Origin of the sequence: Bacteroides sp. AM23-12 (genome assembly GCF_003434395.1) — a bacterium.
GTDB classification, from domain to species: domain Bacteria; phylum Bacteroidota; class Bacteroidia; order Bacteroidales; family Bacteroidaceae; genus Bacteroides; species Bacteroides thetaiotaomicron.
Window position 1 is genome coordinate 48,841 of sequence record NZ_QTLF01000018.1, and the last position, 14,277, is coordinate 63,117.

Sequence of the window (14,277 nt, forward strand, 5' to 3'; positions counted from 1 at the left end):
CTAAAGCAATGAATGCACTTTATGATTTCTTCCTGACTCCCCAACCTAAAGATTCCAATAAAACCAGATATCACGCCCGACTGGTTGTACGGGACACCATCACACTGGAAGATATAGCCGAAACGATTGAATCCAGAAGTAGTTTAAGACAAAGCGACGTAATAGGGTCTTTTATAGAGTTTGCCAATGTTTTCAAACAAGAATTATCCAACGGGAATAGTATTCACATTCCGGGAATCGGTTCATTCCGTATCAAAGCGGAATCACCCGAAGTACGTTCTCCCAAAGAAATCCGTGCCGAAAATATCCATTGCAGCGGAATCGTTTTTACTCCGGAAAAAGATTTGCTTCGCGAATTAAAGGCTACGACTTTTGAAAAGGTTAGTGAGACCCGCAGGTCACAGGAATTGAGCGATATAGAAATAGACGGGAGATTAGCTGAATTCTTCAAAGATAACCCTTGTATTACCACACAGCAGCTTTGTTCATTATGTGGACTTCGAAAAGCCACTGCACTCCGCAGATTACAAAAGCGGGTGGATGAAGGAAAGCTGACTCATCCGGGCTATATCCGTTCTCCTTTTTATTTTCCTGTGCCGGGATGGTTCGGAGTATCCAGAAATAGATAATGCAAAATAAACCACTGATTCACAGATTATAATATCCATATATGATTATGACATCATACAATTTGCATGATGTCATAATCTTAATAATCTCACGTCACAATGACATGATAAAAAACACTAACCTAATTTATTTGTTTTTCTTCCAGAGCTTACTCATATCTTCCAGCGTCTTCCCTTTAGTCTCGGGTACCCAACGCCAGACAAAGATAGCGGCAGCGACACAGATGATTCCGTATAAGCTATACGCAAACATCGGACTGAAGTCATACAATGCCGGGAAAGTAGAAGATACGATGTAGTTGAATATCCATTGGAAAGCCACTGCAATAGCAACCGCTTTACCACGAATCGTATTCGGGAAGATTTCTGAAATCAAGACCCAGCAAATCGGTCCCCATGACATCATGAAGAAAGCAGCGTATACGATGATGGAAAGTACCGGAAGAACACCTTTGATTGCCATACTATCACACATTGCCACTGCAAATGCTCCTACAGCCATACCAATAGATCCGATAATCAGCAATGGTTTACGACCAAAGCGGTCTACCGTAAAGATAGCAACCAGCGTAAAGATAATGTTCACAATACCCATAATCACTGTCTGCATCATGCCACCACCTTCGGCACCTGCATTTTCGAAAATACGCGGAGCATAGTAAAGTACTGCATTAATACCGATCGCCTGCTGGAATACGGACAATAGAATACCGATCACAATCACTGTTACTCCATAAGTAAAGAGTTTCTCTGTTTTTTCCTGAGCAGTAGCCTTAATATCATTAAGAATTTCCTGAGCTTTATTCTTACCGTTAATTTTCTCCAGAATAGTGTAAGCCTTTTCTTCCTGCTGTACAAGAACCAAATAACGAGGAGTCTTTGGAACAAAGAACAGCAACAGACCGAAGAAAGCAGCCGGGAAAGCTTCCGAACCAAACATATAACGCCATCCTTCCTGAACTGTCCACATATCCGACTCAGCACTTACTGACAACACACCGGCAGCATCTTTCAGAATAATCGGATTCTGATGGTCACCCATAATCAGATAATTCACAAAGTACACAACCAACATACCAAAGATAATGGCAAACTGGTTGCACGAAACAAGGGTTCCACGAATATTGGAAGGAGCAATTTCAGCAATATACATCGGACATACCGCTGAAGCCAGTCCTACTCCGATACCTCCCAGAACACGATACAGATTGAATGCTATCAACAAATCCATATTCGGTTTTCCGTATTCGAAGAATAGAACTTCCGGATAATAAGAACCGAGAGCCGAGAGGAAAAATAATACAGCAGCAAGCCGCAATGAGTTACGACGTCCCAAACGGGAAGCAAAGACACCGGATAAAGCACCACCCAGCACGCAGCCTATCAATGCGCTGGAAGAAGTAATGCCATGCATTACCTTATTATACTGAAAATCGGAAGCGGACAGGAAGAAGGCTTCGAGCCCTTTTTCCGCGCCGGATATAACCGCCGTATCATAACCGAAGAGCAAACCGCCCAAAATAGCAACAGAAGTAATCGAATACAAGTAGAGTTTACTTCCTTCGTTCGTTGTATTATTCATAGTTTTAAAAAGTGGATAAAGTAGTGTAGTAGTTGGATTAGAAAAAATCAGGCGATAAAGCAGCAGCCCTACCGCTGCTTTACCGCCTGTTTTAAATATTAATTAGCAATACATATTCAGAATTGCTTCATAAAGTTCTTGCTTGCCGCTAGTCTGTTTCGGTTCGCCTTTTGTTTTTGCATAAGCAACCACATCCTCCAGAGTCAGCTTGCCGTCTTCAAATTCTTTACCTTTGCCGCCATCGAATGAAGCATAACGGTCAGCCAGCATCTTCTTATAGGGAGATTCGTTAAGCAGAGCCGCTGCACTTTCAAGTGCACGGGCCATAGCGTCCATACCTGCAATGTGAGCAATAAAGATATCTTCCAAATCAGTAGAATTACGACGGGTTTTAGCATCAAAGTTCGTACCACCGGTACCAAGACCACCATTACGGATAATCTGCATCATAGCCTGAGTCAGTTCATAATTGTCGATCGGGAATTGGTCTGTATCCCAGCCATTCTGATAGTCACCACGATTGGCGTCAATTGAGCCCAACATACCATTGTCTACAGCAACAGCCAATTCGTGTTCGAAAGTGTGACCTGCCAAAGTTGCGTGATTCACTTCGATATTTACTTTGAAATCCTTATCCAGACCATGAGCTTTGAGGAAGCCGATTACAGTTTCCGTATCTACGTCATATTGATGTTTAGTCGGTTCCATCGGTTTCGGTTCGATCAGGAAAGTACCTTTGAAACCACGGGCACGGGCATAGTCACGAGCAATCGTCAACATCTGTGCAAGGTGTTCTTTTTCACGTTTCTGATCTGTGTTCAGAAGAGACATATAGCCTTCACGACCACCCCAGAATACATAATTCTCTCCGCCAAGCTCAATCGTTGCATCAATCGCATTCTTAATCTGAACAGCGGCACGAGCTACTACATCGAAGTCAGGATTGGTAGCTGCACCGTTCATATAACGGGCGTGACCGAATACATTAGCAGTACCCCACAGTAGTTTGATACCGGTTTCTGCCTGTTTCTGTTTTGCATAAGCTACGATTTCTTTCAGGTTAGCTTCGTACTCTTCTACACTAGCACCTTCCGAAACCAAGTCTACGTCATGGAAGCAATAGTATTCGATACCCATCTTCTGCATGAATTCAAATCCTGCATCCATCTTATCTTTTGCTGCCTGTATAGCATCTGCATTACCATTCCATGGGAATTGCTTTGTTCCGCCACCGAACTGATCACCACCTTCAGCGCACAATGTATGCCACCATGCCATAGCGAATCTCAGCCAATCCTTCATCTTTTTACCATTAATCACCTTCTCTGCATCGTAATAACGGAATGCCATCGGGTTCTTACTATCTTTACCTTCAAATTTAATCTTTTCAATTCCCGGAAAAAATTCTTTTGTTGCCATAATTCTTGTTATTTAAAAAGTTATTATATCGTTATTTATATTATATTTCCATCTGGCGTATGCGTCGGCGTATTCCTGACGTTTAGCTATATTCGGTTCGATAACATCCAGTTTATCAAGAGTTGCAAATGCCTCATTATTATCTTTATAAATGCCTGCACCGATACCCGCGCCCTTCGCTGCTCCTACAGAACCGTCCGTATCATAAAGTTCGATAGTGGCTCCGGTCACTCCTGCCAATGTATCACGGAAGATGGAGCTAAGGAACATATTTGCATGTCCGGCATGAATCTTTTTGACCGGAATTCCCATTTGTTCCATGATGTCAATACCGTATTTAAAAGAAAATACAATTCCTTCCTGTGCAGCACGAATAATATGATGTTTGCCATGTGCATTGAAGTCTACCCCCCGAATACTGCAACCTATCTCCTTATTATTCAGCATACGTTCCGCACCATTACCAAAAGGCAGGATGCTGATACCTGCGCTCCCGATCGGCGCCTTGGAAGCCAACACATTCATTTCATTGTACGAGATACCTTCGGGAGCTATATTTCTTTTTACCCATGAATTGAGAATACCTGTTCCGTTGATGCAAAGTAACACTCCCAGACGCGTCTGTTCCATCGTATGATTCACATGCGCAAAGGTGTTGACACGGGATTGAGGATCATAATTCACTTCACCATTCACCCCATAGACAACTCCCGATGTTCCTGCCGTAGAAGCGATTTCACCCGGATTGAACACATTCAAAGAAAGCGCATTGTTCGGCTGGTCACCGGCACGGTAAGTAATCGGTGTTCCTTCCTTCAATCCCAGTTCTTTCGCAGCAACTGCATTCACATGCCCTTGTTCTGCAAAAGTCGGTTTGATATCCGCAATAAGTGAAGAGTCGAAACCATAGTAATCCATCAGGAAATCGGCTATACGATTATTTTTGAAGTCCCAGAACATTCCTTCCGAAAGACCGGAAACAGTTGTGCAGATATCTCCGCTTAACTTCATGGCAATATAATCCCCTGGAAGCATGATCTTATATATCTGCTCATAGGCAGCCGGTTCATTTTGTTTGATCCAAGCCAGTTTAGACGCTGTAAAGTTACCGGGCGAGTTCAGCAAATGAGAAAGGCATCTCTCCTCTCCGATTGTTTCAAATGCTTGCTGCCCAAAAGGTACCGCACGAGAATCACACCAGATAATAGCAGGACGTAATACTTGCTGATTCTTATCTACACATACCAGTCCGTGCATTTGATAGGAAATACCGATAGCTTTAATCTCAGCAGCACTCACTCCTGACTCCGCCATAATAGCTTGAGTGGACAACTTCAGGTTTTCCCACCAACTCTCAGGATCTTGTTCTGCCCATCCGGGATTAACTGCGATAATCTTCGCTTCTGTTTTCGGGAAAAACGCTGACGATACACATTTACCTGTTTCAGCATTGACCAGACTCGCTTTAACGGACGAGCTACCTATATCATAACCTAATAGAAACATGATGATTTTTAAAATTTTGAATTATATATTTGAACAGACAGCCTGTTCACTTATTACTTATTACCTACTACCGTCTCACCTTATTATATATCTTCTTATCAAATTTATAATAACGTGCTGCACGATGGGCTACCCCCTGCTGTTTTTCTTCCAAAGGAACTACATATTCCATCATCGCTATTTTCTTATGGAAGTTGCGTACATCCACAGGCTTGTCATATACCAACTCAAAAAGAGTCCTCAACTGGGCAGCGGTAAATTTACGTGGAAGCAACTCAAACAGCATGGAAGGATTGAACTCCACAAACTGACGGATATAGGTCATTGCCTCTTTAATAATCAGATTATGGTCGAAAGCCAATGTCATCACATCTTTCAAGGCAATCCAACAGGCCTGATGATCATCCAGATTCTTGTCCAGTGCCCGGTCTATTTTCACCATCGACAGATAAGCAATTGTCACGATACGTTCAACTTTTGACTGCATAGCCCGTTCCAGCCAGCGTACATCCTTTGGATTGCTGGTTCTGTTTTTAGAGCCGAATGCCTTGAATTGCATCAGGTTTACATTTCTGAGCCCCGTCAATTCATACAGTACACGTTGTGCTGCTTCATCCAAATCTTCATCCATATAGATAAGGCTACCGGGAAGTTTCATATCGTGATATACTTCACCATTATCTTCGCCCGCACGTTTTACAAGTAACACTTTGAGTTGTTCTCCGTCAAAACCAATCACTACACAGTCTACTGATATGTGATTGTTTGCCAAGGGTGCTTTTTTCTGTATACTTTGCATATCCTTTTCTTTAATACGATGCAAATATAGGGGCGCTTTATGATTCGAACAATAACAAATGATATGCTATAAAACATTGTTTTTCATAGATATACATATCATACAATCTACAATATGAGTACTTAGTGTTATCTTCTGAATTACAATATGTATTTTACCCGTTCCGGCAACGAGTAATTGTATAAAGTACAAAAAGTGGAATGGCTCTTTATTATCAGTACTTTTCATATTCACCCTTTGTCTTCTCTGACAACGGACTTATTGTATTTTAAACGATATCCCATTTTGTATCTTGCCGTTTTTATTCTATCTTTGCCGGATAAATATTAAAAAATCTAAAATGGAACGTCATCCCGTCATTTTATCCATTGCCGGTTCCGATTGTTCGGGAGGAGCGGGCATTCAAGCAGATATCAAAACAATCTCGGCATTAGGAGGCTATGCGGCATCTGCCATCACCGCTGTCACCGTGCAAAATACTTTAGGGGTACGCGCCGTCCATGCAATACCACCCGAAATTGTTTGCGGACAAATCGAAGCGGTGATGGAGGACTTGCAGCCTGTCGCTGTAAAAATAGGTATGGTTAACGATATTCAGATCGTTCATGTCATCGCCGACTGTATACGGAAATATTCACCGGAGCACATCATTTACGACCCGGTGATGGTATCTACCAGCGGCCGGAAGCTGATGACAGATGAAGCCATCGAAGAGATTAAGAAAGAACTTTTGCCGCTTGTTACATTAGTCACCCCCAATATCGATGAAGCAAAGGTGCTGACAGGCAAGAGCATCCAAAATACACAGGATATGCTGGAAGCTGCCAAACAACTCTCCGACAGTTATCAGACCCATATCCTGATTAAAGGCGGACATCTGGAAGGCGATCAAATGTGCGACCTCTTATATTCTCCGGGGCACACCTATTATATATATGAAGAGAAAAAGATAGAAAGTAAAAACCTGCATGGGACCGGGTGTACCCTCTCCTCCGCTATTGCAAGCTATCTGGCAAAGGGATATTCGATGAAAGAATCCATCCGTCACGCTAAAGAATACATTACTCATGCCATCATTGCAGGCAAGAACTTGAATATAGGCCATGGCAACGGACCTCTGTGGCATTTTCCCGACTCCATTGCACAAATGTGTACATTTTGTGCGGTCGTATCATAAAAATCTGTAACTTTGCACCCGCATTTAAAAATCAATTAAATAATAAAGATATGAAAGCATTTGTATTTCCCGGTCAAGGTGCTCAGTTCGTAGGAATGGGTAAAGACCTGTATGAAAACTCAGCTTTAGCAAAAGAATTGTTTGAAAAAGCAAATGATATCCTCGGATATCGCATTACAGATATCATGTTCAATGGTACAGACGAAGATCTTCGTCAGACAAAGGTTACTCAACCTGCCGTATTCCTTCACTCTGTTATCTCTGCTCTTTGTATGGGCGATGATTTCAAACCGGAAATGACAGCCGGACACTCACTCGGTGAGTTCTCTGCATTGGTAGCTGCCGGTGCCTTGAGCTTTGAAGACGGATTGAAACTGGTTTATGCCCGTGCGATGGCTATGCAGAAAGCTTGCGAAGCAACTCCTTCTACGATGGCCGCTATCATTGCATTGCCGGATGAAAAAGTAGAAGAAATCTGTGCATCTGTTAATGCAGAAGGTGAAGTTTGCGTACCTGCCAACTATAACTGCCCGGGACAAATCGTAATCTCCGGTTCTGTACCAGGCATCGAAAAAGCCTGCGAACTGATGAAAGCTGCCGGTGCAAAACGTGCTCTCCCATTAAAAGTAGGTGGTGCTTTCCACTCTCCGTTGATGGACCCGGCTAAAGTTGAGCTGGAAGCTGCTATCAACGCAACAGAAATCCATACTCCCAAATGTCCGGTATATCAGAATGTGGATGCACTTCCTCATACTGATCCTGCAGAAATCAAAAAGAATCTGGTTGCCCAGCTGACTGCTTCCGTACGTTGGACTCAGTCTGTTAAGAATATGGTTGCCGATGGTGCTACTGATTTTACAGAATGCGGACCGGGTGCAGTATTGCAGGGTTTGATCAAGAAAATAGATGGTACAGTAAGCGCTCACGGCATTGCATAAGCATCCGTAGATATACTTTACCTTTTCTCAATGATAGAGCGTGTCGGCTAGTTTGCTGACACGCTTTTTTTATGCTTATTAGTAAAATATAAAATAATTAATATGCTGTAAAACACATCATTAGTTCTCTCTGTCAGCAAACATTCCGAATCTTTCACTTGTTTTCATTATAGGAATCATTTATTCAAATTCGCGGACCATGAAAATACATGAATATCAAGCAAAAGAAATTTTCTCCAAGTATGGGATCCCCGTTGAAAGGCATACCCTATGTCGAACGGCCGCCGGTGCAGTTGCCGCATACAGGAGAATGGGCTCGGACAGAGTGGTTATTAAAGCACAAGTGCTGACCGGCGGACGGGGAAAAGCCGGAGGTGTTAAACTGGTAGATAATACAGAAGATGCCTATCAGGAAGCTAAAAACATTCTGGGTATGAGTATTAAAGGGCTTCCTGTCAATCAGATACTGGTCAGCGAGGCGGTTGATATTGCCGCAGAATACTATGTCAGCTTCACCATTGACAGAAACACACGCTCGGTCATCCTTATGATGAGTGCGTCCGGTGGTATGGATATCGAAGAAGTAGCCCGGCAATCACCGGAAAAAATCATTCGCTATGCTATTGACCCATTCATCGGTCTGCCTGATTATCTGGCACGCCGTTTCGCATTCTCGCTCTTCCCTCACATAGAACAAGCCGGCAGAATGGCCGCTATTCTGCAAGCACTCTACAAAATTTTCATGGAGAATGACGCATCACTGGTTGAAGTAAATCCATTGGCTCTTACCGCCAAAGGCATATTGATGGCTATTGACGCCAAAATTGTTTTTGACGATAATGCTCTTTACCGCCATCCGGATGTACTGAGTTTGTTTGATCCTACAGAAGAAGAAAAAGTAGAAGCAGATGCTAAAAACAAAGGATTCAGCTACGTTCACATGGATGGAAATATAGGCTGTATGGTAAATGGCGCCGGACTTGCTATGGCAACAATGGATATGATAAAACTTCATGGGGGAAATCCTGCCAACTTCCTTGATATTGGCGGTAGCTCGAACCCTGTCAAGGTGGTTGAAGCTATGAAACTTCTATTACAGGACGAGAAAGTAAAGGTCGTCCTGATAAACATTTTCGGAGGAATCACCCGTTGTGACGATGTAGCTATCGGTCTTATTCAGGCATTCGATCAGATTAAGAGTGATATACCTGTCATTGTCCGGCTCACAGGAACCAATGAGCATATCGGACGTGATCTTTTACGCAGCCATAGCCGTTTTCAAATAGCTACAACTATGCAGGAAGCCGCTTTAATGGCTATCAAATCTTAAGATGAAATCACATAAAAAATGAAGGAACGATGAGTATATTAATAGATAAATCCACCCGTTTGATTGTACAAGGTATCACCGGTAGAGACGGGCTTTTTCATGCCAAGAAGATGAAAGAATACGGAACGAATGTCGTTGGCGGCACTTCTCCGGGCAAGGGAGGTACGGAAGTAGACGGTATTCCGGTATTCAATACGATGTATGAAGCTGTAAAACAGACACAGGCTAATACTTCCATCATCTTTGTGCCGGCCCGTTTTGCAGCAGATGCCATTATGGAAGCTGCGGATGCAGGCATCCGGCTAATAGTCTGTATTGCAGAAGGTATTCCGACTCTGGATGTCATTAAAGCACATCGGTTTGCCGAACAAAGAGGGGCAATGTTGGTTGGCCCCAACTGTCCGGGACTTATTTCTCCCGGAGAAAGTATGGTAGGAATCCTTCCGGGACAAGTCTTTCAGAAAGGAAATGTCGGTGTCATCAGCCGTAGCGGAACACTCACTTATGAAATAGTATATCATTTAACGATCAATGGTATGGGACAGTCTACTGCAATCGGCATCGGAGGAGATCCTGTGGTAGGTCTGCATTTCCTTAAACTACTGGAAATGTTCCAGAATGATCCTGAAACGAAAGCAATTGTGTTAATCGGAGAAATCGGAGGAAACGCGGAAGAACAGGCTGCTGAATATATTCACAGTCATGTAAATAAGCCTGTAGTAGCATTTATTGCCGGACAGTCTGCTCCTCCGGGAAAACAGATGGGCCACGCAGGAGCCATTATCTCGGGAGGTTCCGGCTCGGCAAAAGACAAAATAGAGGCTTTAGAAGCTGCCGGCATACGAGTTGCACAAGAACCTTCGGATATTCCTAAGTTACTGAAAAGATAAATAGAACCACACGGAGAAATAGAGCTTTGGGCTTTTGTTTCTCCGTGTGGTTCTATTTTATGTACCAATATATCCCCGCGATGATAAAGTAATATCTGAAATTTACATTCCCTTTTTCACGCCTAACTTTATTAACAAAGCATTCATCGGATAAGCACAGAAAAAGCCAAAAAGCATAGCCAGCTGCATCATAAACCAAAATATCCATGTATCTTTAGGTAAAGGCTCATTGACAAATAAAACAAAATAAACGATTGCCATCCAGCCATACATTCCGATTTGCCAAGACAACAGAGAAAAGAAATCTGCTTTAAAAGCACGGGACAGTGCCTTTCCCGCCGATATCCTTTCCATCTCCCGAATAGCATAGAATTGAAAATAAACTCCGATGATCAGCGCCAATATAAAATCAAGTACCCAGTTTCCTATAAGCTGACTTCCTGCAACGGTTACCGGAATATAATTAGTGAACCACTCTCCTATTATATCAGCCAATGTGCAGCCTGCTCCACAATGTAAAGCCGATAAAGCCACAGACTGCCAATGAGGACGGTTCATGGACATATCTCCCATTGACATATCCATATTCATGTCTTTCATACCGGACATGCTCATCCCTTTCATATCAGACATCTCCATCCCCTTCATGTCCGACATATCCATTTTCATTTCACCACCTCCCATCTTCATAGGAGCACCTTGTCCGAACTTATTATAAGCCCATAAAGCTAAGTAACTTCCCCACAATGCAGTCAATATCCATACTGCATTCATTATCTTCATTGATTGTGGACGATGTGTCAGATCGATTGCTATGTGAACTGCAATTCCGATACCTGAACAGACTAAAAACACGGCTAATAAATTGAGCATAATTGTATATTTAAAAAGATTTTAGACTACAACAGCCCTTATTTATAAATAGTTCATCCCGTCCATTTTTAAATTCATCCCATCGAACTATTCTCCTTACTGTTTGTTTATAATTTTATTAATTAAATATTGAATTGTATGAGCAGACGTAGTCAATTAGAGCATGAAGTATCTGTTGCTCAGGAAAGAATCAAGAAGGCAGCCAAAGATACACCGAAAGATATCATAAAGTTATGGAAACAAGACTTGGTAGACTTGGAACTTGAACTCAATAACCTGGTAGATGACGAAGAAGATAACAATGAAGATTAAATAAAAGAGGGTGCCACCGCGATTGTGAAGTGCACCCTCCTTTATTTGTAGTATTTTTATAAGCAGAATGCTTTTATTGCTTATCCACAGTGGAAATACTTATGTACCAGTTCCAGCATTTCTTCCGGTTTGCCTTCCAGATCGGCACGTAATGTTTTGTCCTCATAACTACGGAGTTTGCGTATAATACCGTCAATCATAGCCGGACTAAATACATTATATTGCTCGAAGACAGCACGTTGTTTTTGCAAACATTCGGCAGATGCCGCACAACTATCCGGCAATTGAGCCAATGCTTTCAGCTTGTCCTCATTCTCTTTCTGATGGATATTTACATTTACATACGTTCTCTTTGCAATGTCCAAAGCCTGTTCTATCTCAAAACCATGACGGCAGGCAACAGCCAGTCCCGCAAGCAGCTGATACAAATCTGCCGAACCATCCGGAGAACGCATTTCTACCGTTTGTTTCTGGCTGGTATCAAAATGACTTTCGCTTTCCAATGGATTTGCCAAAGTACACATATCGGTCTTGGCAGCCCAGCCCAACGGTACACGCACTAATACAGAACGGTTGCGATCTCCCCAGCAAACATTGGTCGGTGCTTCCTGATGAGGAACCAAACGGAAGTAAGAAGTAGGATTGGTATTTCCAAAGGCTGTAATAGAAGGAGCAAGTTCCATCATTCCGGCGATTGCCTTACGGGCTGTTTCCGACAATACACCGTCTTTCAGCATCTGATTTTGTCCGTCCTTTACAATACGCATATGAATATGTAAACCCGATCCGGCTTTTCCAGCCGTAATCTTAGGCGCAAATGTCACATTATACCCATATCTGTATCCCAAGTTACGAATCACCCATTTGGCAATCATCAATTGATCTGCCGCATCTTCGGCACGAACAGGCAGGAACTCTATTTCGTTCTGTTCATAAATCATGCCATCCAATGTAAAATTACCAACCTCGGAATGACCATATTTTATCTGCCCACCCGTCTGAGCTATATACGACATACACTGCGTACGGAAATCGTTAAACTTAGCATACGGAGCAGATTCATGATAACCACGTTGATCTGTAGCCTGAAACATTCCTGTATCCGGTGAAATAACATAGTATTCCAGCTCACCCATCGCCTGAAACTCCATACCTGTGACATCAGTAAATGCTTTACACGCTTTATGCAAAGTATGTTCCGGAGAACTTTCCAATGGCTCACCGTCTTTATTGAAGAAAGAACAAAGCATCGAAAGTGTCGGTATTTCTGCAAACGGATCGACAAAAGCGGTACGGAAACGAGGCACTACATACAGGTCGCTACTCCCCGCCTCTATAAAAGGAAACAGGCTGGAACCGTCCACCCGCTCTCCACAAGTAAGGATCGCATCCAGATAAGCCGCATTATTAATTACAAAATTCAATGTTTTCAGTCGCCCGTCAGCGGCAGGATACATGAAATTGACCATACGGATATTATTCTTCTGAATAAAAGAAATAATATCTGCCTTAGTAAACTCGGCGGCAGGCTTTTCCAAAGCAGCCACCAGACAGTTAGGATTCATTAAAAGTTCTTGATTCATCTTCTATCGGTTTGTTGTTAGTGAACCAAAGGTAAGAAAAAAATAACCGCAGACAATAAAAAGAGAGATAAATTCTTTGGACTTTAAGAAATAGTCCGACAGGATTCTGCAGAAACGAAAGAAGGTGTGTTAGGATCACCAACACACCTTCTTTTTATATACTGATTGTTATTCAGTCAATTAGTTCTTCGGCAAAGCCTCTTTAACTACCATCGGACGGCCTACATATTCAGCACCATTCAATTCTTTGATAGCGTTAGCTGCTTCTGTATCATCCGGCATTTCAATAAAAGCAAAGCCTTTTGATCTTCTTGTTTCACGATCTGTGATTAATTTAACTGAAGCAACTGCTCCATACTCTTCCATTACGTTTCTCAAGTCTGATTCCTTAACGTTATAGTTAAGATTTCCAATGTACAAATTCATAAAATACAAATATAAAAAATTAATAATTTCAATAACAAAGTTCTTTGGAAGTTCTTAATCAGAGATGGATATGCTCAATAAATGAGAAGATTCATGTGAAATAATCAAATCGAAATAAACCTTTTATTGTTTAGTGAGTGCAAATAACGGCATTTCGCGGGAATAATGCACTATGTTCTCTCCTTTTTCTTTTGCAAAATACCCTTTTTTATGAAATAAGACCAAAACTTAACGTATGGGTGTTCCAGTGAGAGTCTGTAATAAAGTCAGAAGCCATATTGAATGCTTTGCGCAAACTCTATCCCGGTGATACCGGGCACCTGAATATCAAGGATATGATCAGAAATACCCCTATGACTTTTAATGCTGAATATAATGTTCGTTTCACTGACATGGCGATAAAGTTACTACTTTTTCAAAACTTATACTTCATTCCCATCGAAACATATACAGCCAGTTTGAAATAAGGGTCCGTATCTCTGGACATATCTTCGAAAAAGGTCTTCAGTGTACGTGTTGTGTAATAAACAATCTGGTTGCACGATAATCCTCCGGTAGCGGTTATGGCGAAAGAAGAACTAAGATTCAGTTCCAACTGTAATCCTACAATGATGTATTGCTGAGAGAACATGGCATCTTTCCCTTTCCACCAGTGCTAATGCGCCATTCATCTCTGCTACCAAACTTAGTTTCAGACATTTATTCAGATTCATTCTTGCCGATAGTTCCATCGCATTCATCATAGAAACTTTGATCTGATAGCGTCCCTCAGTGCTCCATTGCTCCGTATACCAAACGTATATTTTCGGACTT

General features: G+C 42.1%; 13 protein-coding genes and 1 pseudogene. 6 read left to right on the forward strand and 8 right to left on the reverse strand.

Going from position 1 to position 14,277, the window contains the following annotated elements; translation table 11 throughout:
• The first annotated feature begins 8 nt into the window (after window positions 1–8).
• Complete coding sequence (locus DW640_RS14955) at window positions 9–629, forward strand: HU family DNA-binding protein (protein WP_074855612.1); 621 nt, start codon at window positions 9–11, stop codon at window positions 627–629.
• 127 nt (window positions 630–756) lie between these two features.
• On the opposite strand, the gene xylE is transcribed toward DW640_RS14955, so the two are convergent.
• The 4 genes from xylE to DW640_RS14975 all read right to left on the reverse strand — a co-directional run bounded on the left by xylE (window position 757) and on the right by DW640_RS14975 (window position 5,935).
• Window positions 757–2,211 carry a D-xylose transporter XylE gene (gene xylE, locus DW640_RS14960; protein ID WP_055217964.1) on the reverse strand — a complete coding sequence of 485 codons (1,455 nt, stop codon included), beginning with the start codon at window positions 2,209–2,211 and terminating at the stop codon, window positions 757–759.
• A gap of 102 nt (window positions 2,212–2,313) precedes the next feature.
• On the reverse strand, window positions 2,314–3,630 hold the full coding sequence (gene xylA / locus DW640_RS14965; protein WP_055217966.1) for a xylose isomerase: 1,317 nt from the start codon (window positions 3,628–3,630) through the stop codon (window positions 2,314–2,316).
• 12 nt (window positions 3,631–3,642) lie between these two features.
• Window positions 3,643–5,136: a xylulokinase gene (locus tag DW640_RS14970; protein WP_074855610.1), complete on the reverse strand. Its 1,494-nt coding sequence runs from the start codon at window positions 5,134–5,136 to the stop codon at window positions 3,643–3,645.
• Window positions 5,137–5,203: 67 nt separating this feature from the next.
• Window positions 5,204–5,935, reverse strand: a complete 732-nt coding sequence (locus DW640_RS14975) for an NUDIX domain-containing protein (RefSeq protein WP_011107446.1) — start codon at window positions 5,933–5,935, stop codon at window positions 5,204–5,206.
• A 340-nt stretch (window positions 5,936–6,275) separates the two neighbouring features.
• Between DW640_RS14975 and thiD the strand changes: the two genes are divergently transcribed.
• From thiD to sucD, 4 genes are all read left to right on the forward strand, one after another.
• Entirely contained in the window at window positions 6,276–7,112 is an 837-nt protein-coding gene (gene thiD / locus DW640_RS14980) for a bifunctional hydroxymethylpyrimidine kinase/phosphomethylpyrimidine kinase (protein ID WP_074855608.1), read from the forward strand.
• A 50-nt stretch (window positions 7,113–7,162) separates the two neighbouring features.
• Window positions 7,163–8,050, forward strand: coding sequence for an ACP S-malonyltransferase (gene fabD, locus DW640_RS14985; RefSeq protein WP_008765648.1), 888 nt, complete (start codon window positions 7,163–7,165; stop codon window positions 8,048–8,050).
• 199 nt (window positions 8,051–8,249) lie between these two features.
• The gene (sucC, locus tag DW640_RS14990) at window positions 8,250–9,380 is read left to right on the forward strand and encodes an ADP-forming succinate--CoA ligase subunit beta (protein ID WP_074855606.1); all 1,131 of its coding nucleotides are present in this window, start codon (window positions 8,250–8,252) and stop codon (window positions 9,378–9,380) included.
• Window positions 9,381–9,409: 29 nt separating this feature from the next.
• On the forward strand, window positions 9,410–10,270 hold the full coding sequence (gene sucD, locus DW640_RS14995) for a succinate--CoA ligase subunit alpha (RefSeq protein ID WP_074855604.1): 861 nt from the start codon (window positions 9,410–9,412) through the stop codon (window positions 10,268–10,270).
• A gap of 102 nt (window positions 10,271–10,372) precedes the next feature.
• Here sucD and DW640_RS15000 read toward each other — a convergent pair whose 3' ends face one another.
• The gene (locus DW640_RS15000; RefSeq protein WP_074855601.1) at window positions 10,373–11,143 is read right to left on the reverse strand and encodes a DUF4396 domain-containing protein; all 771 of its coding nucleotides are present in this window, start codon (window positions 11,141–11,143) and stop codon (window positions 10,373–10,375) included.
• A gap of 138 nt (window positions 11,144–11,281) precedes the next feature.
• Between DW640_RS15000 and DW640_RS23780 the strand changes: the two genes are divergently transcribed.
• Window positions 11,282–11,455, forward strand: a complete 174-nt coding sequence (locus DW640_RS23780) for a hypothetical protein (protein ID WP_165360389.1) — start codon at window positions 11,282–11,284, stop codon at window positions 11,453–11,455.
• A gap of 80 nt (window positions 11,456–11,535) precedes the next feature.
• On the opposite strand, the gene DW640_RS15005 is transcribed toward DW640_RS23780, so the two are convergent.
• The 3 genes and pseudogenes from DW640_RS15005 to DW640_RS15020 all read right to left on the reverse strand — a co-directional run bounded on the left by DW640_RS15005 (window position 11,536) and on the right by DW640_RS15020 (window position 14,207).
• Window positions 11,536–13,038 (reverse strand): glutamine synthetase family protein, encoded by a 1,503-nt coding sequence (locus tag DW640_RS15005; RefSeq protein WP_055217978.1) that lies wholly within the window; start codon window positions 13,036–13,038, stop codon window positions 11,536–11,538.
• 180 nt (window positions 13,039–13,218) lie between these two features.
• Complete coding sequence (locus DW640_RS15010) at window positions 13,219–13,464, reverse strand: RNA-binding protein (RefSeq protein ID WP_008765643.1); 246 nt, start codon at window positions 13,462–13,464, stop codon at window positions 13,219–13,221.
• 415 nt (window positions 13,465–13,879) lie between these two features.
• Window positions 13,880–14,207 (reverse strand): annotated as a pseudogene (locus tag DW640_RS15020) (DUF6268 family outer membrane beta-barrel protein).
• Window positions 14,208–14,277 lie beyond the last annotated feature (70 nt).